Origin of the sequence: Celeribacter ethanolicus (assembly GCF_001550095.1) — a bacterium.
In the GTDB taxonomy this organism is placed as follows: Bacteria; Pseudomonadota; Alphaproteobacteria; order Rhodobacterales; family Rhodobacteraceae; genus Celeribacter; species Celeribacter ethanolicus.
Genome location: NZ_LRUC01000013.1, coordinates 78023 through 101460 on the forward strand (window position 1 = coordinate 78023; position 23438 = coordinate 101460).

General features: G+C 61.4%; 24 protein-coding genes. 12 read left to right on the plus strand and 12 right to left on the minus strand.

From position 1 onward, the window contains the following. Positions 1–274 precede the first annotated feature (274 nt). From recA to NH195_RS06960, 3 genes are all read left to right on the plus strand, one after another. Entirely contained in the window at positions 275–1336 is a 1062-nt protein-coding gene (recA, locus tag NH195_RS06950) for a recombinase RecA (RefSeq protein WP_238379714.1), read from the plus strand. 138 nt (positions 1337–1474) lie between these two features. Further along, on the plus strand, positions 1475–4126 hold the full coding sequence (gene alaS, locus NH195_RS06955) for an alanine--tRNA ligase (RefSeq protein ID WP_066704931.1): 2652 nt from the start codon (positions 1475–1477) through the stop codon (positions 4124–4126). Positions 4127–4129: 3 nt separating this feature from the next. Next, the gene (locus NH195_RS06960; protein WP_066704933.1) at positions 4130–4417 is read left to right on the plus strand and encodes a DUF1330 domain-containing protein; all 288 of its coding nucleotides are present in this window, start codon (positions 4130–4132) and stop codon (positions 4415–4417) included. Positions 4418–4466: 49 nt separating this feature from the next. On the opposite strand, the gene NH195_RS06965 is transcribed toward NH195_RS06960, so the two are convergent. The 8 genes from NH195_RS06965 to NH195_RS07000 all read right to left on the minus strand — a co-directional run bounded on the left by NH195_RS06965 (position 4467) and on the right by NH195_RS07000 (position 10734). Beyond that, on the minus strand, positions 4467–5054 hold the full coding sequence (locus NH195_RS06965) for a VOC family protein (RefSeq protein ID WP_066704934.1): 588 nt from the start codon (positions 5052–5054) through the stop codon (positions 4467–4469). Between the two features lie 153 nt (positions 5055–5207). After that, a complete protein-coding gene (gene typA / locus NH195_RS06970; RefSeq protein WP_066704938.1) occupies positions 5208–7025 on the minus strand; it encodes a translational GTPase TypA in 1818 nt (605 codons plus the stop codon). Positions 7026–7124: 99 nt separating this feature from the next. Next, a complete protein-coding gene (locus NH195_RS06975; RefSeq protein ID WP_066704940.1) occupies positions 7125–7460 on the minus strand; it encodes a DMT family transporter in 336 nt (111 codons plus the stop codon). A 14-nt stretch (positions 7461–7474) separates the two neighbouring features. Further along, positions 7475–8089 (minus strand): YitT family protein, encoded by a 615-nt coding sequence (locus NH195_RS06980; RefSeq protein WP_066704942.1) that lies wholly within the window; start codon positions 8087–8089, stop codon positions 7475–7477. Between the two features lie 23 nt (positions 8090–8112). Then, positions 8113–8736, minus strand: a complete 624-nt coding sequence (locus NH195_RS06985) for a YitT family protein (RefSeq protein ID WP_066704944.1) — start codon at positions 8734–8736, stop codon at positions 8113–8115. Between the two features lie 102 nt (positions 8737–8838). Continuing rightward, a complete protein-coding gene (locus NH195_RS06990) occupies positions 8839–9270 on the minus strand; it encodes a hypothetical protein (protein WP_066704946.1) in 432 nt (143 codons plus the stop codon). A 134-nt stretch (positions 9271–9404) separates the two neighbouring features. After that, positions 9405–10019, minus strand: a complete 615-nt coding sequence (locus NH195_RS06995) for a hypothetical protein (RefSeq protein ID WP_066704948.1) — start codon at positions 10017–10019, stop codon at positions 9405–9407. 148 nt (positions 10020–10167) lie between these two features. Further along, on the minus strand, positions 10168–10734 hold the full coding sequence (locus tag NH195_RS07000; protein WP_066704950.1) for a HupE/UreJ family protein: 567 nt from the start codon (positions 10732–10734) through the stop codon (positions 10168–10170). Between the two features lie 464 nt (positions 10735–11198). Between NH195_RS07000 and NH195_RS07005 the strand changes: the two genes are divergently transcribed. After that, positions 11199–11432, plus strand: coding sequence for a hypothetical protein (locus NH195_RS07005; protein WP_066704952.1), 234 nt, complete (start codon positions 11199–11201; stop codon positions 11430–11432). A gap of 78 nt (positions 11433–11510) precedes the next feature. Here NH195_RS07005 and NH195_RS07010 read toward each other — a convergent pair whose 3' ends face one another. Beyond that, entirely contained in the window at positions 11511–12725 is a 1215-nt protein-coding gene (locus NH195_RS07010) for an NADP-dependent isocitrate dehydrogenase (protein WP_066705080.1), read from the minus strand. A 348-nt stretch (positions 12726–13073) separates the two neighbouring features. Between NH195_RS07010 and NH195_RS07015 the strand changes: the two genes are divergently transcribed. Further along, the gene (locus tag NH195_RS07015; protein ID WP_066704954.1) at positions 13074–15113 is read left to right on the plus strand and encodes a TonB-dependent receptor domain-containing protein; all 2040 of its coding nucleotides are present in this window, start codon (positions 13074–13076) and stop codon (positions 15111–15113) included. A gap of 58 nt (positions 15114–15171) precedes the next feature. On the opposite strand, the gene NH195_RS07020 is transcribed toward NH195_RS07015, so the two are convergent. Beyond that, complete coding sequence (locus NH195_RS07020) at positions 15172–15858, minus strand: VIT1/CCC1 transporter family protein (RefSeq protein ID WP_066704956.1); 687 nt, start codon at positions 15856–15858, stop codon at positions 15172–15174. Between the two features lie 257 nt (positions 15859–16115). On the opposite strand from NH195_RS07020, the gene rplM reads away from it, so the two are divergent. The 7 genes from rplM (at position 16116) to NH195_RS07055 (ending at position 22007) form a co-directional block, all read left to right on the plus strand. Next, positions 16116–16577: a 50S ribosomal protein L13 gene (gene rplM, locus NH195_RS07025; protein ID WP_066704957.1), complete on the plus strand. Its 462-nt coding sequence runs from the start codon at positions 16116–16118 to the stop codon at positions 16575–16577. Positions 16578–16582: 5 nt separating this feature from the next. Next, the gene (rpsI, locus tag NH195_RS07030) at positions 16583–17071 is read left to right on the plus strand and encodes a 30S ribosomal protein S9 (protein WP_066704958.1); all 489 of its coding nucleotides are present in this window, start codon (positions 16583–16585) and stop codon (positions 17069–17071) included. A gap of 142 nt (positions 17072–17213) precedes the next feature. Continuing rightward, positions 17214–18263, plus strand: a complete 1050-nt coding sequence (locus NH195_RS07035; RefSeq protein ID WP_162265852.1) for a GSCFA domain-containing protein — start codon at positions 17214–17216, stop codon at positions 18261–18263. A 24-nt stretch (positions 18264–18287) separates the two neighbouring features. After that, on the plus strand, positions 18288–19100 hold the full coding sequence (locus NH195_RS07040; protein WP_066704965.1) for a hypothetical protein: 813 nt from the start codon (positions 18288–18290) through the stop codon (positions 19098–19100). A gap of 89 nt (positions 19101–19189) precedes the next feature. Then, positions 19190–20095: an ABC transporter permease gene (locus tag NH195_RS07045; protein WP_066704967.1), complete on the plus strand. Its 906-nt coding sequence runs from the start codon at positions 19190–19192 to the stop codon at positions 20093–20095. Beyond that, positions 20092–20892, plus strand: a complete 801-nt coding sequence (locus tag NH195_RS07050; RefSeq protein WP_066704968.1) for an ABC transporter permease — start codon at positions 20092–20094, stop codon at positions 20890–20892. The genes NH195_RS07045 and NH195_RS07050 overlap by 4 nt, the downstream gene beginning before the upstream one ends. After that, positions 20892–22007 carry an ABC transporter ATP-binding protein gene (locus NH195_RS07055; protein ID WP_066704970.1) on the plus strand — a complete coding sequence of 372 codons (1116 nt, stop codon included), beginning with the start codon at positions 20892–20894 and terminating at the stop codon, positions 22005–22007. The genes NH195_RS07050 and NH195_RS07055 overlap by 1 nt, the downstream gene beginning before the upstream one ends. Position 22008: 1 nt before the next feature. Here the strand turns inward: NH195_RS07055 and NH195_RS07060 are convergent, their stop codons facing one another. Both NH195_RS07060 and NH195_RS07065 read right to left on the minus strand, forming a co-directional pair. Continuing rightward, on the minus strand, positions 22009–22800 hold the full coding sequence (locus NH195_RS07060; protein WP_066704972.1) for an alpha/beta hydrolase: 792 nt from the start codon (positions 22798–22800) through the stop codon (positions 22009–22011). Positions 22801–22818: 18 nt separating this feature from the next. Next, positions 22819–23436, minus strand: coding sequence for a TetR/AcrR family transcriptional regulator (locus NH195_RS07065; protein ID WP_066704974.1), 618 nt, complete (start codon positions 23434–23436; stop codon positions 22819–22821). Between the last annotated feature and the right edge of the window lie 2 nt (positions 23437–23438).

Sequence of the window (23438 nt, forward strand, 5' to 3'; positions counted from 1 at the left end):
TTCGGGGGCGCCCTTCCGGAAGGGCATAATTTTTGCACGCCCAGGTCTTTTGATAACCTGTCGTTAACCGATTCCAGATCAAAGTGATTTCCATAAATTTAAGTTGAAATGTTCTCTTTCTGTGCTCATAAGGATAAGTGAGAACAAGAGGCGAACAAGGCCCCGCTCAGAGCAGTCCCCAGCCCCGCGACGTTTCCGCGATGGACGCTTTTTGACGGGTGTGAGATAAGGGATTGAACAGATGGCAACGGCGACCAGAGACGTAGAAAAAAACATGGCAAAGAACGACAAGCAGAACGGGGACAAGCAGAAGGCGCTCGAAAGCGCGCTGGCGCAGATCGAACGTCAATTCGGCAAAGGGTCGATCATGAAACTCGGCGCCGACAACCCGGTGCAGGAGATCGAAGCGACCTCCACGGGTTCTCTGGGGCTCGATATTGCGCTTGGCATCGGCGGCATTCCGAAAGGCCGTATCGTCGAGATCTACGGCCCGGAATCCTCGGGGAAAACCACGCTGACCCTGCATTGCGTCGCCGAGGAACAGAAAAAGGGCGGCGTTTGCGCGTTCGTCGATGCCGAACATGCGCTCGATCCGATCTATGCCAAGAAACTCGGCGTCGACCTCGACGAGCTGCTGATTTCCCAGCCCGACACCGGCGAGCAGGCGCTCGAGATCGTCGACACCTTGGTGCGCTCCGGGGCCGTGTCGCTGGTCGTGGTCGACTCGGTGGCCGCTCTGACGCCGAAATCCGAGCTTGAAGGCGACATGGGCGACAGCTCCGTGGGGGTTCAGGCCCGTCTGATGTCGCAGGCGATGCGTAAGCTGACCGGCTCGATCAGCCGCTCGAAATGCACCGTGATTTTCATCAACCAGATCCGCATGAAAATCGGCGTGATGTTCGGTTCGCCCGAAACCACCACCGGCGGCAACGCCCTGAAGTTCTACTCCTCCGTGCGCATGGACATCCGCCGCATCGGAGCGATCAAGGACCGCGACGAGGTGGTCGGCAACGAGACTCGCGTGAAAATCGTGAAAAACAAGGTCGCGCCGCCGTTCAAACAGGTCGAATTCGACATCATGTATGGCGAAGGCATCTCGAAAACCGGCGAGCTTTTGGACCTCGGCGTCAAGGCGGGCGTGGTCGATAAATCCGGCGCGTGGTTCTCTTACGGCGACGAGCGCATCGGGCAGGGCCGGGAGAATGCGAAACGCTATCTCAAGGACAACCCGCAGACCGCGCTGGAGATCGAGGACAAGATCCGCGCCGCCCACGGGCTCGATTTCGACATGGGCGACGGGTTCGAGCATGATGACATGATCGACGACGACGAATAATTCGTCCGACCGTCCTAGGATTTCAGGGCCGAAGCCATGAGGGTTTCGGCCCTTTTCCGTTTGGCGCTTATGGACAGCACGGGCGCGCGCGGGTAAACCATGCCGAACGCCAAGATTTTCCGTAAGGACGCGCCCACCATGCCCAGCGTGAACGATATCCGCTCCACCTTCCTCAACTATTTCGAGCGCAACGGTCACACCGTCGTGCCGAGTTCGCCGCTCGTGCCGCGCAATGACCCGACGCTCATGTTCACCAACTCCGGGATGGTGCAGTTCAAGAACTGCTTCACCGGGGTGGAAAAACGCGATTACGTGCGGGCCACCACGGCGCAAAAATGTGTGCGCGCGGGCGGTAAGCACAACGATTTGGATAATGTCGGCTACACGGCGCGGCACCACACGTTCTTTGAGATGCTCGGCAACTTTTCCTTTGGCGATTACTTCAAACATGAGGCGATCCCCTTTGCCTGGGAGCTGATCACCAAGGATTTCGACATTCCGAAGGACAAGCTCTACACCACCGTCTATCACACCGATGACGAGGCGTTCGAGATCTGGAAGAAAGTCGGCGTGCCGGAAGACCGGATCATTCGTATCGCGACTTCTGACAACTTCTGGCAGATGGGCGACACCGGCCCCTGCGGGCCCTGCACCGAGATTTTCTACGATCACGGCGATCACATCTGGGGGGGGCCTCCGGGCAGCCCGGAAGAGGATGGCGACCGTTTCATCGAGATCTGGAACCTCGTGTTCATGCAGAACGAGAAATTCGCCGACGGCACGATGGTCGATCTCGACATGCAGTCGATCGACACCGGCATGGGGCTTGAGCGGATTTCGGCGCTTTTGCAGGGCTCGCACGACAACTACGACACCGACATGATGAAGTCGCTGATCGAGGCGTCTGCGCATGCGACCTCTGTCGATCCTTATGGCGACAAGAACGTCCACCACCGTGTGATCGCGGATCACCTGCGCTCGACCTCTTTCCTCATCGCGGATGGCGTGATGCCGTCCAACGAAGGCCGCGGGTATGTGCTGCGCCGGATCATGCGCCGCGCCATGCGTCATGCGCATCTTCTGGGTGCGAAAGATCCGATCATGCACAAGCTCGTGCCGGAACTAGTGCGCCAGATGGGGGATGCCTACCCAGAGCTGCGCATCGGTCAGGCGATGATCGAAGAGACGCTGAAGCTCGAAGAAACCCGGTTCATCCAGACGCTGGATCGCGGGTTGAAGCTTTTGGAAGACGAACTTGTTGACCTGCCCGAAGGTGAAAAGCTTCCGGGCGAGGCGGCGTTCAAGCTTTACGATACCTACGGCTTCCCGCTCGATCTGACCCAGGATGCGCTGCGCGAAAAGGGCGTCGAGGTCGACACCTCTGGCTTTGACGCGGCCATGGCCGAGCAAAAAGCCAAGGCGCGTGCGGCTTGGGCCGGCTCCGGCGAGGCGGCGGATGCGAGCGTCTGGTATGACATCGCGGAAGACAAAGGCACCACGGAATTCCTGGGCTATGACACCGAGAAGGCCGAGGGCGAGATCGTTGCGCTCGTTAAAGACGGCGCGCGCGTGGACAGCGTCAAAGAGGGTGACACGGTGCAAATCGTGGTTAACCAGACGCCGTTCTATGGCGAGTCTGGCGGTCAGGTTGGCGACACCGGCGTGATCCGCGTGGAAAAATCCATCGCCAAAGTGACCGACACGAAAAAGGTCGCGGGCGTCTTCATCCATTTCGCCACCATCGAGACCGGTGAGATCAAAGTCGGCGCACCGGCGGCTCTCGAGGTTGATCACACCCGCCGGTCTGCCATTCGCGCCAACCACTCCGCGACGCACCTGTTGCACGAAGCCTTGCGCGAAACGCTTGGCGATCACGTGGCCCAACGCGGGTCTCTGAATGCGCCGGATCGTCTGCGCTTCGACTTTTCGCACGCCAAAGCCTTGAGCGCCGAGGAAATCGCCAAGGTCGAGCGCGACGTGAATGCCTTCATCCGCCAGAACACTGCGGTGGAAACCCGGATCATGACCCCGGATGACGCCCGTGCACTTGGAGCGCAGGCGCTCTTCGGCGAGAAATACGGTGACGAGGTTCGTGTGGTCTCCATGGGACGTGCGGACACCGGCAAGGGCACGGATGGCCAGACCTATTCGCTCGAACTTTGCGGCGGCACCCATGTTAAACGCACCGGCGACATCGGGGTTTGCGTGGTGCTGGGCGACAGCGCGTCCTCTGCCGGTGTGCGCCGGATCGAGGCGCTGACCGGTCAGGCGGCGATTGCCCATCTCGAATCCGAGGCGCATCGCGCGGCTGAGGTGGCGGCCCTGCTGAAAACCCCGGTCGCCGAGGTGGTGGACCGCGTCAAGGCGCTCGCGGACGAGCGCAAGAAACTGGAGCAGGAGGTCGCCAACCTCAAGCAACAGATCGCGCTTGGTGGCGGAGCCAAAGGCGGGGTCGAAGCCAAAGAGATCGGCGGCGTGAAATTCCTCGCGCAGGCGCTCTCGGGCGTCTCCGGCAAAGACCTGCGCGGCTTGATCGACGCGCATAAAAACAATCTCGGCTCCGGCGTGATCCTTCTGATCGCCGAAGAAGACGGCAAAGTCGCAGTCGCCTGTGGCGTGACCGACGATCTGACCGGCAAAATCTCCGCCGTCGACGTGCTCAAGGCCGCTGTGCCCGCGGTGGGCGGTCAGGGCGGCGGTGGTCGTCCGGATATGGCGCAGGGCGGGGGCAAGGACTTCTCCGGTGCCGAGGCCGCCATTGCTGCCGCTGAAATGCTTTTGAAAGGATAAGACATGCCCGCTCTCTGGATCGCCAATATCAAGGTCACCGACGAAGAGGCCTATGGCCGCTACGCCAAACTCGCAGGCCCCGCGATTGCCAAGCACGGTGGCACCTTCCTTGCGCGGGGCGGGCGCTATGTCCAGCTTGAGGGTAATGACCGTCCGCGCAATGTGGTGACGCGGTTCGACAGTGTCGAGGCCGCCGTCGCCTGCTACAACAGCCCTGAATATCAGGAGGCGCTGAGCCACGCCAATGGCGCTTCCGAGCGGGACATCGTGGTGATCGAAACCACCGAGTGAGATCTCTCACAGGATTTGAATGCGGCGCGGGGGACACTCCGCGCCGCTTTTATTTGGAAAACGGGTTTTTCGGGCTGCGATCGAAGGACAGCGTGTTCGTGCTCTGATGCACCAGCTCCTCGATGGCGTCGGCGAGATGCACCGTGTCGATGTGATCGTCGCCCGCCGCCACGCGAATGAAATGCGCACGGTGCAGCACATCGGTATGGGTAAACCCCTGCGGCGGCTCAAACCGATAGCTCGCAAGTTCGATCAACATGCCGTTCGGTTCACGGAAATAGATGCTGTCCATGAACCCGCGATCCTTGACGCCGGAGTGCTTGACGCCGCGCGCATCCAGCCGCTCCACCACCTGGTCGAAAGTGACCTTCGAGATGTTGAACGCCAGATGATGCAGCGAGCCGGGCCCCTGGTCGATCTTGTGACGGCCCGGTTTTCGCTCCTCATTGGTGAACACCGTGATCAGCCGTCCGTCGCCCGGATCGAAATAGAGATGGCCCTCTTCGGGGCGGTCCAGATTGGGCTGATCGAAAACGAAAGGCATGCCCAAAACGCCCTCCCAGAAGTCGATGGAAGATTGCCGGTCCGCGCCGGTGATGGTGATGTGGTGAACCCCCTGGGTCTGAATCTTACGCATGGATGTGTCTCCTTTCGGCCCAAGATAGGCGAAAAGCCCGCCACACCGTAGTCCCGCCCGCGCACAGAGACTGCGCGCCAAAGAGAAAGACCCGCCGGGGAGGGCGGGCCTTCTGGTTTCCTTTGTGCCTGAAATACTCAGACTTACGCGCGCTTACTGCGCCGCCTTGGCGTTGCGCTTGCGCTCGTGCGGGTCGAGGTAGCGTTTGCGCAGGCGGATGCTTTCCGGCGTCACTTCGACCAGTTCGTCGTCGTTGATATAGGCGATGGCCTCTTCCAGCGACAGGGTCTTGGGCGTGGTGAGACGCACCGCATCGTCGGTGCCGGAGGCGCGCACGTTGGTGAGTTTCTTGCCCTTGAGCGGGTTCACTTCGAGATCGTTGTCACGCGAATGCTCGCCGATGATCATGCCCTGATAGACCTTTGCCTGAGCGCCGAGGAACAGCTTGCCGCGCTCCTCGAGGTTCCACAGCGCATAGGCCACGGCCTCGCCGTCTTCCATGGAGATCAGAACGCCCTGACGACGGCCCGGGATCGCGCCTTTGTAGGGGGCCCAGCTATGGAACACGCGGTTCAGCACGCCGGTGCCGCGGGTGTCGGTGAGGAACTCGCCGTGATAGCCGATCAGACCGCGCGACGGCACATGCGCGATGATCCGCGTCTTGCCGTTCTGCTGTTTCATCTCGGTCAGGTCGCCCTTGCGCGCGCCGGTCAGTTTCTCGATCACCGCGCCGGAGTATTCATCGTCCACATCGACGGTGACTTCCTCGATCGGCTCCATGCGCTGACCGTTCTCTTCGCGCATGATCACCTGCGGACGAGAGATCGACAGCTCGAAGCCCTCGCGGCGCATGTTCTCAATGAGAACGCCCATCTGCAATTCGCCTCGACCGGAGACTTCGAAGGCCTCGCCGCCGGGGGTGTCCTTGATCTTAATCGCGACGTTCGACTCGGCCTCTTTCATGAGGCGGTCGCGGATCACACGGGACTGAACCTTCTTGCCTTCACGACCGGCCAAGGGGCTGTCGTTGATGCCGAAGGTCACGGTGATGGTCGGCGGGTCGATCGGCTGGGCTTCGAGCGGTTCGTCAACTTCCAGCGCGCAGAGCGTGTCGGAGACGGTCGCTTTTGTCATGCCGGAGAGCGACACGATATCGCCCGCGACGGCCTCTTCGATCTCCGCCATGGCGAGACCGCGGAAGGCCTGGATTTTCTTGACCTGGAATTGCTCGATCTTCTGACCGTTGCGGGTCAGGGCCTGAATGGTTGCACCGGCCTTGATCTTGCCGCTCTCAACACGGCCCGTGAGCAGACGGCCGAGGAACGGGTCGGAGCCCAGCGTGGTGGCGAGCATGATGAAGGGCTCGCCCTGTTTCTTGATCTGTTTCGGTGCGGGCACGTGGTTCAGGATCAGGTTGAACAGCGCGTCGAGGTTCTTGCGCGGCCCGTCGAGTTCGGCGTCACACCAGCCGGAGCGACCGGAGGCGTAAAGATGCGGGAAGTCGAGCTGGTCCTCGTCGGCATCGAGCGAGGCGAAGAGATCGAAACACTCGTCCAGCGCGCGATCCGGCTCGGCGTCCGGTTTGTCGACCTTGTTCAGAACCACGATCGGGCGCAGACCGAGAGCCAGCGCTTTCGAGGTCACGAATTTGGTCTGCGGCATCGGGCCTTCTGCGGCGTCCACCAAAAGGACAACGCCATCGACCATGGAGAGGATGCGCTCCACCTCGCCGCCGAAATCGGCGTGGCCGGGGGTGTCGACGATGTTGATGCGATGGCCTTTCCACTCGACCGAGGTGGCTTTCGCCAGAATGGTGATGCCGCGCTCGCGCTCCAGATCGTTGGAGTCCATGGCACGCTCGGTGGTGGCCTGGTTTTCGCGGAAGGTGCCCGATTGTTTCAGAAGCTCATCGACAAGCGTCGTCTTGCCGTGGTCCACGTGGGCGATGATGGCGATATTGCGAAGATCCATAGGGTGGGGTTTCCGTCGTGAATATGTCTTGGCCCCGCGCCTAACGGGTGAAAGGGCAAAAGACCAGCTTTAAAGCACCCGAACGGTGTGAAAAGCCGTTCAATGTGATGCGGTGTGCGAGAAAAGGTGGATGACAAGCACGCCTGCGATGATCAGCCCCATGCCAAGAGCCGCCGCGAGGTCGATTTTCTGACCGAAGGCGACAAGGCCGACAAGCGTGATCAGAACGATGCCGAGACCGGACCAGATGGCGTAGACCACCCCCACCGGCATGACCTTGAGCACATGGGTGAGGAAATAGAAGGCGAGGCCATAGCCGATGACCACCGCAGCGGTCGGCAGCGGTTTGGTGAACTGCTGCGAGGCATTGAGCGCCGAGGTGCCGATGACTTCGGAGACGATGGCGGCAATGAGGAAAAGGTAATGTTTCGGCATGATCCCGGCTCCGTTCACATCGCGATATAGCGGTCGCGACGGTGGTTGATTGCGATCACGAGGTTCACGACGACAGCGCCCAGAAGCGAATAGAGTACGAGGGGCAGGGGCATCACGAAGAACGCGATGGCAAACAGGCAGGCGTCGAAGGCCAGTTGGACATAGCCCGCCTTGAAGCCGGTCGCGTCCTGAAGATAGAGCGCGAGGATGCCCAGTCCGCCCAGCGATCCGCCGTGGCGAAAGATCGCCATGAGGCCCGCGCCGGTCATGAACCCGACCATCACCGCACCGAACCAGGGCGTGACGCCTTCGAAGGAGACCATCGAGGGGAACCATTCGGAGAGAACCGAAATCAGCGCCACGTTGATAAAGGTCTTGCCGACGAAGACCTTGCCCATGCGTTTGTAGCCGAACCAGTAGAACGGCAGGTTGACGGCGAAGAAGACCCAGCCGAAGGGCAGGTCGGTGATATAGGAAATCAGCACGGCCAGCCCCGCCATCTGCCCGGTGATCAGCCCCAGAGACCGCAGCATGACAAGGGCGAAGGCACACATGGAGGTGCCGAACAGATAGCCCTGAAGGTCCTCGAACCATGTGTGTTTCTCGGGCTTTTGCACATCCGTTTGCATGAGTGTCCCCGGTCTTTCGTCGGTCAGTTGGCGATATAACGGTCCCGGCGGTGGTTGAAGGCAATCACGCCATTGAGAACCACCGCGCCGAGGAGCGAATACAACACCCGCGTCGGTTCGAAAAGGAAGAACGCCACGGCAAACAGCACGGCGTCGAAACCGAGCTGGACAATGCCTGCCCGGACGCCGAAGCGGTCCTGCGCCACAAGCGCGACGACGCCAAGCGCGCCGAGTGAGCCTTTGTGCCGGAAGATCCCCAAAAGCCCATAGCCCGCCAGAATGCCGAAGGCGACCGTGCCGAACAGCGGGTTGATGTAGGAAAACGTCATCCAGTTCGGAATCTGCGCGATCAGGACGGAGGCGACGGTGACGCAAATCGCGGATTTTGCGGTGAATTCCGTGCCCATGCGGAACCATGCCAGCGCATAGAACGGCACGTTGATCAGCCAGAACACCCACGAGAACGACCAGCCGGTGAGATAGGAGATCACCAGCGCCAGCCCCGCCGTCTGTCCGGTGATGAAACCGAGCTGATTGATGATCACCAAGCCGATGGAGGTGGTGATAAGCGCGATGGAAAAGCCCTGCACATCCTCGATGAGGCTGTGTTTCGGGGGATTCTCCGGAAGGGGTAAGGGGGCTGGCATAAGCTGTAGGTAGGACAGTGTTGCTGACCTGTCTAGCGCAAAATGCAGCTTGCCCATGACAAAATCGGAGCGGGGCGCAGGGCTGAGGAAAATTGCAGCAGTTCAGACGGCGGTTGTTTGCAATCCGAACAGAGACTGGGTCAGCGCGGGCGTCGCGACGGGCGTGGTTGCGACGGGAGAGCGGGGCTCTGCCCGCCGCGCCTCCGACAGGCGCTGCAATTCTTCGATCCGGTCGAGCGCACGCTGATGAAACGCGATCGGGTCGCCATGGCGCCGCGACATCTCGATCTGGGCCTTGAACCCTTCGATCAGATCCATGGGCGTGGTGGCGTCGAACTCCGGCGTGTAAATGAGCCCGGCTTCATAGAGCATGTCGTGCATATGCTGCACAAACCGCTCGCCGCGCGTCTCAAGCGCCATCATGGTGCCGAAATCGTAAACGCCATTGTCGCGCAGCCAGTCGGCCAGTTCGTCGATCTGGCGCGGGGTGATCGCGGTGAAATCGTATTCTGCGTAAATTTCTTCGGCGCTCATGGCGGCGGGGAAACCGCTCCGGGCCTCTGCCGTACTCTCCGGTCCCGGGGATGGGAGCGGGAGGCCTTTTGGCACGGGCTGCGGTATCTTCGTGTCGGCGGCAATCTGCATGGCGGAACCTTTTGGGTTGGGGGTCATTCGATCCAAAGGCGTTGGGCCTGAAACAGCACCAGCGTCTCCGCGAGTTGCGGGGTCGAGGCGGTGGCGGTCGCGACCGGGCGGGTCATCTGTGCTTTCTCGAGCTTGAACAGGTGTGTGGACAGGCGCTCGGTGTCCTGACCGTAACGCCGTGCCAAGGCCAGATCGGAGCGGGTTTGCGCGATCAGGTCCATCGGCGCATCGGGATCGAACGCCTCGGCACCGCCAATGCCATAGACGCTGCCGGAATGTTCCATATCGGCGCGATAGATCGCCCCCTGGCGTTCGAACCCCATGACAAACCCCAGATCGTCGAAGCGCGCGGCCTTGAGATCGGCGGTCAGCCGGTCGATCTCATTGGCGGAAATCGCGGTGAGGTCGTAGCGGGCAAAGATGTCGCGTGCGCTTTGAACCGCAGTGCTCTTGCCGGTGTCGGTGGTGGATTTCGCCGGGTTTTGCGGCGAGTCTTGCGAGGCCGGGCCGTCGGACACCGAAGAGCCGCGCGCCTCCGCATCCGGGACGGCGGTCCGGTTTTGCGACTGGCTGCCCTGGGGGGAGCCCTGTGTCGTCCCCTGGGGGGCGGGAAAATGATAGGCAGAGGAAATCTGCATCGGAAACCTTCTGTTCTCCTGATGATCAGAAGATAGGTGCCCGTGGCTTAAATTCGAGATAACAGGTAAAATTGCGCGGAAATTTTACGGCGTAATTTTCCCGCGCAATCCGTAGGTTATGGTTAGTTCTTCGTGATCCTCGTGGCGATCAGCCGAACACCAGTGACAGCCCCAGAAGCGCCGAGGCCGCGCCGAGGAAGCGGGGCGCGAGCGGATGGGCGCGGGCCATGAACTGGGCCATCACGATGCCCGCCGCATGCAGCGCCGCGGTTGCGAAGATGAAACCGACGCCAAAGCCCATCGCATGGGCCGCACCGAGTTCCGCGCCATGGGCATGGCCGTGGAACAGGCCGAAGAAGGCGGCGATGGCGACCCCGCCCCAGAGACCCGGACGCACGGCGAAGCTGACCAGGAGGCCGATCACGATGGCGGAAGCGAGGATCATCGGTTCGACGAAGGGCAGGGGCAGGCCGGTGATGCCACCGATATAGCCCAGCGTCATGGCGCCGACGAAGCCCGCAGGCACGGCCCAAAGCGCCTTGCCGCCGATCTGCAGCGCCCAGACGCCGACGGCGAGCATCGCCAGCACGTGATCGAGACCGAAGAGCGGGTGGCTCACCCCGGCCAGAAAGGAGCCGTGCTCCTCGGGCGGCAGATGTGCGAGGGCGGGGCTGGCGAGAAGGGCGAAAAGCCCGGTCAGGAGATATTTGTTCATGACTGTCCCTTACTGAAGTCAACGGGCGCCCCGGGTTGGGTCACGCCTCTGCCCAACCTGACGAAGCCGCACCGCACAGGCAAGGGGCGGGGCGGGCTTTGCGGCAAAAAGGACACGGTTTCCTTGCGGAAGAAAAAAACCTTTGCCTCAAATTCGGGCGTCATCCATGGTGCGCCCATTGCAAACAGCCACGAAGGAGGGCGACATGATCATCAGCATTCGACATACCCTCCGTGGACACGCCTCTGCGGCGATGACCCTGTGTGGCAAGGGAGCTGGCAAAGCTCTGCGATCTTAAACGATCCTTTTCCTGAAAACCCGTCATCGCTGCCGTGTCTGTTCTTTGCAACGGGCCGGTTAAGACGTCTTCTGATTTCCGACATTTTGTCTTGGATCGGGCGTCCGGGGCGGCCCATTTCTTCCAAAATCTCTCAATAGGGCCCGGTGTTTGCCGGGAAAATCTCATGTTGGTTTCCAATCCCTCCGCGCCGCTTTCCCTGCGGCAGGCTCTGCAACCCCTGATCGAAAGTCACGGCTTCTGGCAGGTGCTCCGCGCCGCCTTTGCCGCGCGTGGCGCGCTCAAACGCGAGGCACGGCTGGCGAAAAAACCGGGCGATCTCAATGCACATCTGCGCCGTGACATCGGTCTGCCGCCCGAAGCGCCTCCGGGAAAGGCGGAGTGGCAGGATTTCCGCTGATAGACTGCGCATGACATCGGCATAAAAAAGGCCGGAGCGTGCGAGCTCCGGCCTTTGTGGCGGGGTGGACTGGGGATCTCAGCCCGCCAGAGCCTTGTTCAGGTTCTCGTCGATCTTCTCGAGGAAGCCCATGGTGGTGAGCCAACCCTGGTTCGGGCCGACGAGCAGGGCAAGGTCCTTGGTCATGAAACCGCTTTCGACGGTGTCGACGATGACTTTTTCCAGCGTGGTGGCAAAGCGCATGAGCTGTTCGTTGCCGTCGAGTTTCGCGCGGTGCTTCAGGCCGCCGGTCCAGGCGTAAATCGAGGCGATCGAGTTGGTCGATGTGGCTTCGCCCGCCTGATGCTGGCGATAGTGGCGTGTCACGGTGCCGTGGGCGGCTTCGGCCTCGACGATCTTGCCGTCTGGGGTCATGAGTTGCGAGGTCATGAGACCCAGCGAACCGAAGCCCTGCGCCACGGTGTCGGATTGCACGTCACCGTCGTAGTTTTTACAGGCCCAGACAAATTTCCCGGACCATTTCATCGCACAGGCGACCATGTCGTCGATCAGCCGGTGTTCGTACCAGATGCCCGCCTTTTTGAAGGCATCGGCGAATTCCTCTTCGTAGATCTCCTGGAAGATGTCCTTGAAGCGACCGTCATAGGCCTTGAGGATGGTGTTCTTGGTCGAGAGATAGACCGGCCAGCCGACGTTGAGACCGTAGTTCAGCGAGGCGCGGGCGAAATCGCGGATCGAGGCGTCGAGGTTGTACATGCCCATGAACACGCCCTCCGAGGGGGCGTCATAGACCACATGTTCGATCTCGGTGCCGTCCTCGCCGGTGAATTTCATCGTCAACTGCCCCTTGCCGGGGAAGCGGAAATCGGTGGCCTTATACTGGTCGCCGAAGGCGTGACGACCGACCACGATCGGGTTGGTCCAGCCGGGCACGAGGCGCGGCACGTTCTTGCAGATGATCGGCTGGCGGAACACCACCCCGCCGAGGATGTTGCGGATCGTGCCGTTGGGCGATTTCCACATTTTCTTGAGGCCGAATTCCTCGACGCGTTGCTCGTCGGGGGTGATGGTCGCGCATTTGACGGCGACACCGACCTCCTTGGTCTTCATCGCGGCGTCGATGGTGATCTGGTCCTCGGTGGCGTCGCGCTCTTCGATGCCGAGATCGTAATAGAGCAGGTCGATGTCGAGGTAGGGCAGGATGAGTTTCTTCTTGATGAAATCCCACATGATGCGGGTCATCTCATCGCCGTCCATCTCGACGATGGGGTTGTCTACCTTGATCTTGGTCATCTGGGGGAGCTCCATGAGGGGTCTGGGAGAGTCGCTTTCTTTTAGACCATATCCGAGGCGAGTGGAAGATGTGCATACCATTGTATACCAAATTTTCACAAAGCTGAGAGTGGCGGTGGGGGTTCTGCGTGTTGCGGCCTTCGGCTTTGCCCGATTTCGCGGCAGTTCATGCCGTCACGCAATGTGATTTTAAAGTTGACAGAAAAACTAAGAATTTATACACGGCGTCTCATACGCTTTCCCGGCAGGTGCATGCCGGTGCCAGGCAGCCCAAGGTCCCCGAACCCGGCCCCCGAGATCACGAAAGCCCAAGCTTCAACCGATCCGGAGACATCAGAGGGGATTCTCATGACCGTATTTCTATGGCCCGAACGCGCCCGCGCCCGGCTGCTGCTCAGTGCCGCGCTGGTTCTGCCTGGCCTGCCGCTTGCCGCACAGGATATGACACAGCTCGACTTGATCGTGGTTCAGGGCGAAACGGAGGAGGGGGCAGAGACCCTCTCCGGCGGCTCCGTCAGCACGATCGACGGCACGGCGCTGGTCGAAACCTATGGCGGCGATGTTGCGACCGCGGTGCGCAATACGCCCGGTGCCTTCACCCGTTCGCCCTCCGACAGCCCGGCGGTTTCGGTGAACATCCGTGGCATGCAGGGCTTTGGCCGGGTCAACACCATGATCGACGGCATTCCGCAGACCTTCCGGAACATGTCGGGCCATGGCGGCTCCTATGACGATCAGGTCTATCTCGACCCCGGTCTTTTGGCCGAGGCGGACATTGCCAAGGGCGCGGTTGCCGGGGCGGCGGGTATGGGCGCACTGGCAGGGGCCGCGAATTTCCGCACCATCGGCATCGACGATCTGCTGGAGGAAGGGGAGACCTCCGGCGGTATGGTGCGGCTGAGCTTCGGCGACAACGGCAAGGATGCGGCGGCGACGTTTGCGGGCGCGATGCAAAGCGCCGACGGCGTGTTCGGTGGCATGGCGGCGGTGAGCGGTTATAACGACGGGCCTTACAAAGACGGCGATGGCACGGAGACCAGTGAGTATTACAAGGACGAACCGCGCACGCTTCTGGCCAAGATGCGCTATCGCCCGTCGTCCGATCTCGAATTCAACCTGACCGCGCAGGATTACGACAACACCTTTTACCCGACCAGTTCATCGGGCTACATCTGGGATGTGAAACGTCAGAGCGTGGTGGCGGAGATGGCCTATGATCCGGGCGATCCGCTGATCGACGTCAGCGCCAAACTGTACTGGCAGGAGCTGGATTTCAGCTTTCCGACCGGCGAAGGCAAGACCTCCGGTTCCTATCTTGGGCGGGATGGCACGGATGCGACGCTTGGGGGCGATCTTTCCAATACAAGCCGCATCGCGCTGGCGAATGGAAAGCTGTTGCTGAATTACGGCGTCGCCTACACGGAGAACGATTTCGACATCAATGAATACGGCGGGTCGAACTCGGATGGCAAACTTGCGAAGTCCGGGGCCTTCCTGTCGGCGGCTTATGCGATTGGCAATTGGGAACTGGGCGGGGGCCTGCGTTACGATCACTACAAGCTCACCGGGCTGATCGACAGCGACGAGGTGTCCCGCAGCGCTGGCGAATGGAACCCCAACCTGTCGGCGCGCTATCATCTGAGCGACGCCTGGTCTGTCTATGGCTCTTACGCCCAGACCATGCGCGCGCCGACGGTGACGGAAATGTTCTACGGCGGCGGTTCGCATGCGACGGCGGTCAACTCGGTTTTGACCAACCCGGACCTTGAGGCGGAAAAGGCCGAGACCTTTGAGATCGGCGTGAGCTTTGCCCGCGAGGGGCTCTGGGCCGAGGCGGTGCTGTTCCAGTCGGATATCGACGATTACATCGGGTATCAGCAGGATACGGACAGCAATGTGCGTTATGTGAACATTGATGGCACAACGCACATGCGCGGATTGGAATTGTCGGGCGGGTTCGAAAACGACCGGTTCTTTGGCAGCCTCGCTTTCACGCTCTCCGACACGGATCAGCCGATTGCCACCTATGCTGGCTATGGTCAGGACCAATACGGCGAACTGCCGGATCAGTACCTGACTCTCGATCTCGGAATGAAACTTTTGGAGGGCGATGCCCGGATCGGCACGCGGGTGCGCTATGTCGGGGAAAGCTCGATTGCGATCATGTCCTTCGTGACCGGCGAGGGGGCCGTGCAGCCGGTGGATGATTACACGGTGGTCGACCTTTATGCCTCCTGGGACGTCACGGACTCGTTGGAGCTTTACGCCAATATCGAGAACGTCGCCGATACCTATTACATCGACGCCTCGACCGGTTCGGTGGATTACGAAAACGACTTCGGTGGACGCGGGCGGACGATTCAGGTGGGGATGACCTACCGGTTCTGAGCCCTTCGCGGATGGAATATCAGGCGGGCCTGCTCCTTCGGGGGCAGGCCTTTTGGCGTCATCCCGCCACGATCACCCCGACCGCATAGGCGACCATGGCGCAGATGCCGCCGAGGAAGACCGTTTCCCCGATCGCGCGCCAGAGCCCGGCCCGCGTCGCCACATGGCGCAACAGCCCCAGAAGTGTCAGTGCGAGCACGGTGGCGGCAACTGCGGCGGTAAACTGGTCGGGGCCGGGGAGGCCGAGGATATAGGGCAGGATCGGGATCACGCCGAAGCTCACGAAGGAGAGGAAGGTGATCAGCGCCCGTGGCCAGAGCGCCCCCTGACCGGGGTCTTCCAGCCCCTCGACCTGCGACAGGGTGATCTCCGCCATCAGGCCAGGTGATTTGGCGGCCAGAGTTGCCATGGTGGTGGCGTCGAGCGTCGACAGCCCGTGGCCCTTGAGATGCCGGGTGAGCGCGCCGATCTGTGCCGAAGGATCGCGTGACAGCCGGGCTTGTCGCCGCCGGATCATGTCGCGCGCGGCGCGGGCAGAGAGGAATTCACCCAGCCCCATCGACGTCGCATCGGCAAAGAGATTGGCCAGCCCGAAGACCAGCACCGCCAGCGTGGCGAGCTCCCCGCCTCCCTCGGCATTGGCGCCCGCGTAACCTGCGACAATGGCGAAGGTGGTGACGATGCCGTCGTTGCCGCCATAGACGATCTGTTTCAGGTGATCGGTGAGCCTGGGCCTGGCGAACATGCTGGGGTCCTTCTTGCGCGTCTCGCATCCGACTGGCTGCGATGGTAGAAGAGAGCTATAGAGCGCTCCATGACATCGCTCAAACCCGATGTGGACCGGATTTTGCGGAGAAAGCCGGGGATTTTATGGGGTATAATAATACCTATTTTTTAAGCATTTGTTTTTGAATGGAAAATCGAAGTGGCGGGCGCTTGACGCGGGGCGTGAAATGCTTAGAACACGCTCAATCGAATTCCTATCCCATAAGGGCAAGAAACATGAAAACCTTTTCCGCTACTCCCGCGGACGTGGACAAGAAATGGATCCTGATCGACGCTGAAGGCGTCGTGCTGGGCCGTCTCGCTTCCATCGTCGCCATGCGCCTGCGTGGCAAACACAAAGCGACCTTCACCCCGTCCATGGACATGGGTGACAACGTCATCGTGATCAACGCCGACAAAATCCAGTTGTCCGGCAAGAAGCGCACCGACGAGCGCTTCTACTGGCACACCGGCCACCCGGGCGGCATCAAATCCCGCACCATCGGTCAGATCCTCGAAGGCGATCACCCGGAACGCGTCGTGACCAAAGCCGTGCAACGTATGCTGCCGGGCGGCAAGCTGTCCCGCCAGCAAATGACCAACCTGCGCGTTTACGCCGGCTCCGAGCACCCGCATGAAGCTCAGAGCCCGGAAGTGCTGGACGTCAAGTCCATGAACAAGAAAAACACCCGGAGCTGAGACCGATGGCTGAAGAAATCAAATCCCTCGACGCGCTGAGCGCAGTCGCCGGTGGTGAGACCCTCGTCGTCGAAGCCGCTGCCCCCCGTGAACCCGTTCGTGACGAACTGGGCCGTTCCTACGCCACCGGCAAGCGTAAAGACGCTGTCGCCCGCGTCTGGATCAAGCCGGGTTCCGGCAAGGTCACCGTGAACGGCAAGGACATGTCCGTGTACTTCGCCCGTCCGGTGCTCCAGCTCATCGTGAAACAACCGGCCCAGATCGCCGGCGTCGAAGGTGAATTCGACGTTGTCGCCACCGTCAAAGGCGGCGGTCTCTCCGGTCAGGCCGGTGCTGTGAAACACGGCATCTCCAAAGCTCTGCAGCTCTACAACCCGGAACTGCGCGGCGCTCTGAAAGCCGCCGGCTTCCTGACCCGCGACTCCCGTGTTGTGGAACGGAAGAAATTCGGTAAGCGCAAAGCCCGCCGTTCCTTCCAGTTCTCCAAGCGTTAATCGCCGGACTGGTCCAGAAATTCAAAGGGTCGCCTTCGGGCGGCCCTTTTCCATGCCGGAAGACGAAGCTGCGATCCCCTTGGCAACCCGGGCCCTGCGGTTCATAGTGGGGCAAATCCGTTCGATGCGAGCCGCCTGAAATTTGTCCCATCCCTACGAAGATATTCCTTCGCGAAGTTTCTGGCGCAGCGGGGTGGTCGAGACCGACCGCCAGAGCTGGCCGGGGATGTATATGCCGAAGGTGCGCATCAGGCGTGACACGGCCGTGGCCACGGCGGGGAGCTGTTTCGCCCAGCATATCGGCAATTACCTGACGCTGGCCGGGGTCAATGTACTCGATGCCGAGCCCAAGCCGAAAGGGATGAGCGATGCGCTGGCCCGCCGCTATGGCTATGGCCTCTATTCGGCGCGCTATGGCAATGTCTACACCGCCCGGCAGATGCGCGAACTGCTCGAAGATGCCATTGCCGGGCAGGTCTACACCCGCCTGTTCCTGACCCGCGAAGATCGCTGGTTCGATGCGTTGCGGCCCGGGGTGGAGCCCGAGGGTTGCGAGAGCCGGGAAGAGGCGATCGAACTCAGGCGCGAGCATCTCATGAAAGTGGCGTCTCTGGCGCAGATGGCGGATGTCTTCGTCTTCACCCTTGGCCTGACCGAGGGCTGGATACACACTGGGGTCAACCGCACCATGGCGATGGCTCCGGGCGTGATCGCGGGCAGCTATCGCAAGCGCCATGTGTTTCACAATTTCACCTATGACGAGATCATGGCCGATCTGGCCGAGATCCAGCGCCTGCTCAGGATGCTGAACAGGAACATCCGGCTCCTGCTGACCGTCTCGCCGGTGCCGCTCACGGCCACCGCCTCGGGTCAGCACGTTCTGGCGGCGACGACCTATTCGAAATCCGTGCTACGTGCTGCGGCGGGCGATTTCGCCGCCTCCCGGAAGAGTGTGGATTATTTCCCGTCCTATGAGCTGGTGACCACATGGGCCAACACCACGCCCGCCTTTGCCGCCAACCTGCGCTCGGTCCGGCCGGAGACGGTGGAGCGGGTCATGGCGATCTTCCTCACCGCACAGGGGCTTCTGGAGCCTGTCGAGGCGATGCAGCATGAAGAGTTTTCCGACAGGGAGGAGGCGGAGGACGATGTGGTCTGCGAAGACGCGCTTCTGGAGGCGCTCCGGAAATGAAGCTGGCAAAGTGAAGGGGGCGAGATGACCAAGCGGCTCTGCGTTCTGGGCAATTCCCACATGGCCGCCTTCGCCACGGCGGCGGAGCGCGATGCCGCGCGCTGGCCGGGGATGGCGCTCGACATGTTCGGGGCACATGGCGATGCGCTGTCGCGCTTCGAGGTGCAGGACGGGCGGTTTCTGAGCGAGGATGCAGAGGCACGGGCGCGGCTCGCCCATCTGGTCGGGCGTGACGCCTTTGCGCTCTCCGATTACGACGGTTTCGTCGTCACCGGGCTGCATGTTTCGGTCTTCACTTTCGTGCGGATGTTCCGTGAGCTGTCTTCGGTCGACATGCCCTCTGTGAAGGGGGCTTCGAATGCGCTGGAGGACGGGCGGCCTCTGGCGTCCGGGGCGATGCTCCGCGCCTATGGGGCGGAGCGGCTGATGCGCACCGGCGGGATAAAGCTTGCCCTGATGCTGCGCGCGGCGACCGAGGTGCCGGTCTTCGTCGCAAGCCAGCCGCGGCCCTCGGGGCGGGTGCGGGAGCGCGGCGGCACCTATCTTGGATTCAGCCAATTGGCGGCGCGGGGCGACGGGGGGTTCGTGTCCGACTGGTTCGACCGGGAGACAGAGGCGTTCTGTGCGTCCCGGCGGCTCAAGTTTATCCCGCAACCGGCGGAGACGGTGGAGGAGGGGCTGTTCACGAGCGAGTCCTTTCTGCGTGGCTCGGTGCGGCTTGCCAAGCGCAAAGGCCTGGCGCATGACGACGACGATGTGCTGCATGCCAATGCGGATTTTGCCCGTTTGATGGTCGATCAAGTGGCAGTTTCGATGAATTTACCCATTGCGGCGTGAGGCTTGCGGGTTGGCTCTTGCGCATTTGATCAAAAACCTCACAGGATCGGGAAAAGCGGTTCTCACAGGTGGGTCCAGGGGAAGAGGGCATGACATTCGGTGACAAGATACGGCGGTTCTTCCGTTCGGAGCAGGGGGTTGGCGTGATGCTCGTGTCACCGACCGCCCTTTATGCGCTTTTGCTGCTGGCGGTGCCTCTGGTGGCGATTGTCGTGATTTCGTTTTGGACCCAGACGGGCGTACGCGATTTCGACACCACGTTCACGCTCGCCAATTATAAAGAGGCCCTGACCGATCCGCTCTATCGTCAGCTCATGCTGCGCTCGCTGATGGTGTCGGGGCTGGTGACGACGATCACCGTGGTTCTGGCCTTCCCGATTGCCTATTTCGTGTCCTTCGGGGTCAAACCCGAGCATAAATCCCTGTGGATTTTCCTGATCACCATCCCGTTTTGGACCTCCTATCTGATCCGTGTGTTCCTGTGGAAAGTGATCCTTGGTTACAACGGCGTGCTGAACTCCGGGCTTCTGGCCGTGGGCGTGATCGAGGAGCCGATGAGTTTCATCCTCTACAACGTCAATGCCGTGGTGATCACACTGGCCCATGCCTATGCGCCCTTTGCGATCCTGCCGATCTTCGTGGCGCTCGAAAAGATCGACCGCTCGCTTCTGGAGGCCTCCCGCGATCTCGGTGAAAGCCGCACGATGACCTTCCTGCGCGTCACCCTGCCGCTGGCCGCGCCCGGCGTGGTTGCCGCCGTGCTGATTGTCTTTATCCCGACCATCGGTGACTATGTGACCCCGCGCCTTGTCGGCGGTCCGGGTGGTCTGATGATCGCCAACATGATCCAGACCCAGTTCCTGCGCCTCAACAACGCGCCTCTGGGGGCCACTTTGGCGGTGCTCGCCATGCTCATCGTCGCGGTGATCGCCATCGCCTTCATGCTCCTGGGCAACAAGGCCGCAGGCGGGAACAAAGGAGGGCGCCGGAAATGAAATCGCTCAAGACCTACGCCATCCTCTATCTGATCTTCCTCTACGCGCCGATCTTTCTGCTGCCGCTCTTCGCCTTCAACAGCTCGACGGTCATCGCGTTTCCGCTCACGAGCTTCACGACCGAATGGTTCACCACGCTCCTGACGCTGACCGAAATGCACGGCGCGCTGTTGAACTCGCTCAAGATCGCACTGACCTCGGCCGTGCTCGCCACGATCCTCGGGATTTTCGCGGCCATGGCGGCGACGCGTTATACCTTTCCGGGGCAAAAGGGCATCATGGGCTTTATCATGCTGCCTCTGGTACTGCCGGAGATCATTGTCGCGGTGTCGCTTCTGATCGTGATCCTGCGGATGGGGTTCAACACCGGCGCCTGGTCGGTGATTGCGGGGCATACGCTGATCTGTACGCCCTTTGCCATCGCCATCCTGCAATCGGCTTTCGCCTCGCTCGATCCCTCGCTCGAAGAGGCGGCCTATGATCTGGGGGAGACGCCCGCCTCGACCTTCCGTCTGGTGACATTGCCGCTCGTCATGCCGGGGATCATCTCCGCGCTTCTGATTTCCTTCACCATCTCGATGGATGAGTTCATCATCGCCTTCTTCCTCACAGGGGCTGAGCCGACCCTGCCGGTCTACCTGTTCTCGATGATGCGCTTTCCGAAACTTCTTCCGGCGGTCATGGCGCTTGGCACGATCCTCGTCGTGCTCTCCGTGCTGCTCATCGTCATCGCAGAATTCTTCCGCCGCCGTGGCGCCAAACGCGCCGGGCTCAAAGACACCGGGGGCTTCCTCTAATGACCATCAAGAAAAAACCGACAGGCCCCGCGCTGATCACGCTTCAGAACGTGGAAAAGCACTACGGCGACTACCATGCGCTCAGGGGCATCAACCTTGAGATCGGCACGGGCGAATTCTTTTCGCTCCTCGGCCCCTCGGGCTGTGGCAAGACCACGCTGTTGCGCACCATCGCGGGGTTCGAGGATTACGACAGCGGTTACGTGCTGATCTCCGGGCGTGACATGCGCGGGGTTCCGGCCAACAAGCGCCCCACGAACATGGTGTTCCAGAGCTACGCGATCTTCCCGCACCTCACCGTGTTGCAGAACGTCGCCTTCGGTCTGCGCAAATCGCCGATGTCGAAAGCGGAGAAAACCAAAGCTGCCGAGGACGCTTTGGAGATGGTCGGCCTCAAGGGCTACGGCCACCGCGCGGCGCATGCTTTGTCCGGAGGGCAACGTCAACGGGTGGCTCTGGCCCGCGCGCTTGTGCTGAAACCCAAGGTTCTGCTTCTCGACGAACCGCTCTCCGCGCTCGACCGCAAGATGCGCGAGCAGATGCAGGTGGAGCTGATCAAGCTGCAACGCGAGGTGGGTATCACCTTCATCCTCGTGACCCACGATCAGGAAGAGGCACTGGTGATGTCTGATCGGATCGCCGTCATGTTTGAGGGCGAAATCGTGCAATGCGACGACCCGGAAGTGCTCTATCGCCGTCCGAAATCGAAACGCGTGGCGGATTTCATCGGGGTGATGAACTTCCTTCCTGCCACAGTGAGCGAAGAGAACGGCACATATATTGCCTCGGTCGCGGGGCTCGGCGAGGCGGAGATCACCGAGGGGCAATGCCCCGCAGGCGTGCCCTTGGGCGAGGCGACCGTGGGCTTTCGGCCTGAAACCCTGACCATCCTCTACGAAGGTCAGACCGCCACCCACCGCGAAGCCCCCGCCAAGGTCGAGGAGGTCGTCTATTACGGTGACATGACCTATTATGACGTGCGTTTCGAAGGCGTCGAAAAGCCGGTGCGCATTTCGATGCGCAACATTTTCGGCCGGGATGTTCTGGACGTCGGTGCCTCGGCCCGCGTGAGCTGGTCGCCGGGGGCGCTGGTGGTGTTCGGGGCGGATCAGTAACTTACCGTCGCAGCGCCTTGGTCACGAACCCTGTCACTGCGCGTTCCAGATCGGGGATCTTGCCCGTGCCGAGCGTGCGGTTCACCTCGGCATGGCGGTAGGCCGATCCGTCGAACAGGCTGACATTCGCGCCTCTGGAACGTGCCACAGTGACGAAATTCGACATCGCCAGCCCGTGGCCCCGCGCCCCCGACCAGATTGCCAGAATGGGCGGCAGGGTCTTGGCGAGGTTGTAGGCGGGGGAGAGTGCTCCCCATTGCGCGCGGTCCTTGAACGCGCTCGCGGTTCCGAAGGGCAGGTGGCCTTCATTGACACGCGCCAATGTGATCAGGTCGACCGCGCCGCTGTCGTTGACGATGACGCCCGCCGGGCGTGGCTCCCATCCGGTGAGCGTCGCCATGGCGGCGAGATGCGCCCCCGCCGAATGGCCCATGACAATCGTGCGATCTGGTTTGGCGACATGGGCGAAGCACCAGTCGATTGCCTGCCGCACTGCCCTGATCTGACCGGTCACCGGGGTTTTCGGCAACATCGGATAGTCGATGGAGACGAAATCGAGGTTCATCGCGTTGATCCATGCCGGTTTGGCATCGACCGCCTTGCGCGATCCGGCCCGCCATGCCCCGCCATGGATGTAAATCACCGCCCCGCGCAACGCGGGGGCGCGGAAAATGTCGAGCACATCCGCGCCGTAGCTCCGGGTCTCAGTCTTGTCTCTGGCCCAAAGCAGGGAGGGGCAGGCAAGTGCCGCCGCGCCGCCAGCAATCAGGGTTCTGCGTGTGAAACCAGACATATGCCTCCTTTGCGGGGTTTACGTATCCTGTGGAATGAGCCCCAATCCACGCAAGTATATCCCGATTCCGGTTTCCAAAAGGTCTTCGGGCGGGAAAGGGACGCGCGCGCCGGGGGTGCCGCGCGCGAAAAGCTCGACCACCCCATGCGCCATGGCCCAGACATGGGCGGCAAACATCTGCGGCGGCGGGCGTTTGCCTTCGGGGATTTGCTGCGCAAGCTGATCGGCGGCGCGTTCCAACACGCCAAGCGCGCGGTTCGCCACGGCGTAAAGCTCGGGCGAGCGTTGCATGGAGATGCCGCTTTCGAACATCGCTATGTAATGGCCGGGGTATTTGCGGGCAAAGGCCAGATAGGCGCGCCCGACCGCCTCGAAGGACGCCAGCGCCGAGGGCTGGCCGGTGTCGTAAGCGTAGTTGAGCAGGTCGGCGAACACCTCGAAGCCCTGCAACGCAATCTCCGCGATCAGATCCTCACGTCCCTCGAAATGGCGATAGACCGCAGCGGGGGTCACGCCCGCGGTTTTCGCGGCTTCCGAGAGAGTGAACCCGGTCGGGCCCTTTTCCTCGATCAACTGCAAGGCCGCGTCGATGAGGGCCTGCTTCAGGTTGCCGTGATGATAGCCGCGTTTGCTCACCG

What these genes read in the sequence shown, in the direction of transcription:
- recA (WP_238379714.1), top strand. Translation starts at nt 275, where the DNA reads ATGGCAAAGAACGACAAGCAGAACGGGGACAAGCAGAAGGCGCTCGAA.
- alaS (WP_066704931.1), top strand. Translation starts at nt 1,475, where the DNA reads ATGCCCAGCGTGAACGATATCCGCTCCACCTTCCTCAACTATTTCGAG.
- NH195_RS06960 (WP_066704933.1), top strand. Translation starts at nt 4,130, where the DNA reads ATGCCCGCTCTCTGGATCGCCAATATCAAGGTCACCGACGAAGAGGCC.
- NH195_RS06965 (WP_066704934.1), bottom strand. Translation starts at nt 5,054, where the DNA reads ATGCGTAAGATTCAGACCCAGGGGGTTCACCACATCACCATCACCGGC.
- typA (WP_066704938.1), bottom strand. Translation starts at nt 7,025, where the DNA reads ATGGATCTTCGCAATATCGCCATCATCGCCCACGTGGACCACGGCAAG.
- NH195_RS06975 (WP_066704940.1), bottom strand. Translation starts at nt 7,460, where the DNA reads ATGCCGAAACATTACCTTTTCCTCATTGCCGCCATCGTCTCCGAAGTC.
- NH195_RS06980 (WP_066704942.1), bottom strand. Translation starts at nt 8,089, where the DNA reads ATGCAAACGGATGTGCAAAAGCCCGAGAAACACACATGGTTCGAGGAC.
- NH195_RS06985 (WP_066704944.1), bottom strand. Translation starts at nt 8,736, where the DNA reads ATGCCAGCCCCCTTACCCCTTCCGGAGAATCCCCCGAAACACAGCCTC.
- NH195_RS06990 (WP_066704946.1), bottom strand. Translation starts at nt 9,270, where the DNA reads ATGAGCGCCGAAGAAATTTACGCAGAATACGATTTCACCGCGATCACC.
- NH195_RS06995 (WP_066704948.1), bottom strand. Translation starts at nt 10,019, where the DNA reads ATGCAGATTTCCTCTGCCTATCATTTTCCCGCCCCCCAGGGGACGACA.
- NH195_RS07000 (WP_066704950.1), bottom strand. Translation starts at nt 10,734, where the DNA reads ATGAACAAATATCTCCTGACCGGGCTTTTCGCCCTTCTCGCCAGCCCC.
- NH195_RS07005 (WP_066704952.1), top strand. Translation starts at nt 11,199, where the DNA reads ATGTTGGTTTCCAATCCCTCCGCGCCGCTTTCCCTGCGGCAGGCTCTG.
- NH195_RS07010 (WP_066705080.1), bottom strand. Translation starts at nt 12,725, where the DNA reads ATGACCAAGATCAAGGTAGACAACCCCATCGTCGAGATGGACGGCGAT.
- NH195_RS07015 (WP_066704954.1), top strand. Translation starts at nt 13,074, where the DNA reads ATGACCGTATTTCTATGGCCCGAACGCGCCCGCGCCCGGCTGCTGCTC.
- NH195_RS07020 (WP_066704956.1), bottom strand. Translation starts at nt 15,858, where the DNA reads ATGTTCGCCAGGCCCAGGCTCACCGATCACCTGAAACAGATCGTCTAT.
- rplM (WP_066704957.1), top strand. Translation starts at nt 16,116, where the DNA reads ATGAAAACCTTTTCCGCTACTCCCGCGGACGTGGACAAGAAATGGATC.
- rpsI (WP_066704958.1), top strand. Translation starts at nt 16,583, where the DNA reads ATGGCTGAAGAAATCAAATCCCTCGACGCGCTGAGCGCAGTCGCCGGT.
- NH195_RS07040 (WP_066704965.1), top strand. Translation starts at nt 18,288, where the DNA reads ATGACCAAGCGGCTCTGCGTTCTGGGCAATTCCCACATGGCCGCCTTC.
- NH195_RS07045 (WP_066704967.1), top strand. Translation starts at nt 19,190, where the DNA reads ATGACATTCGGTGACAAGATACGGCGGTTCTTCCGTTCGGAGCAGGGG.
- NH195_RS07050 (WP_066704968.1), top strand. Translation starts at nt 20,092, where the DNA reads ATGAAATCGCTCAAGACCTACGCCATCCTCTATCTGATCTTCCTCTAC.
- NH195_RS07055 (WP_066704970.1), top strand. Translation starts at nt 20,892, where the DNA reads ATGACCATCAAGAAAAAACCGACAGGCCCCGCGCTGATCACGCTTCAG.
- NH195_RS07060 (WP_066704972.1), bottom strand. Translation starts at nt 22,800, where the DNA reads ATGTCTGGTTTCACACGCAGAACCCTGATTGCTGGCGGCGCGGCGGCA.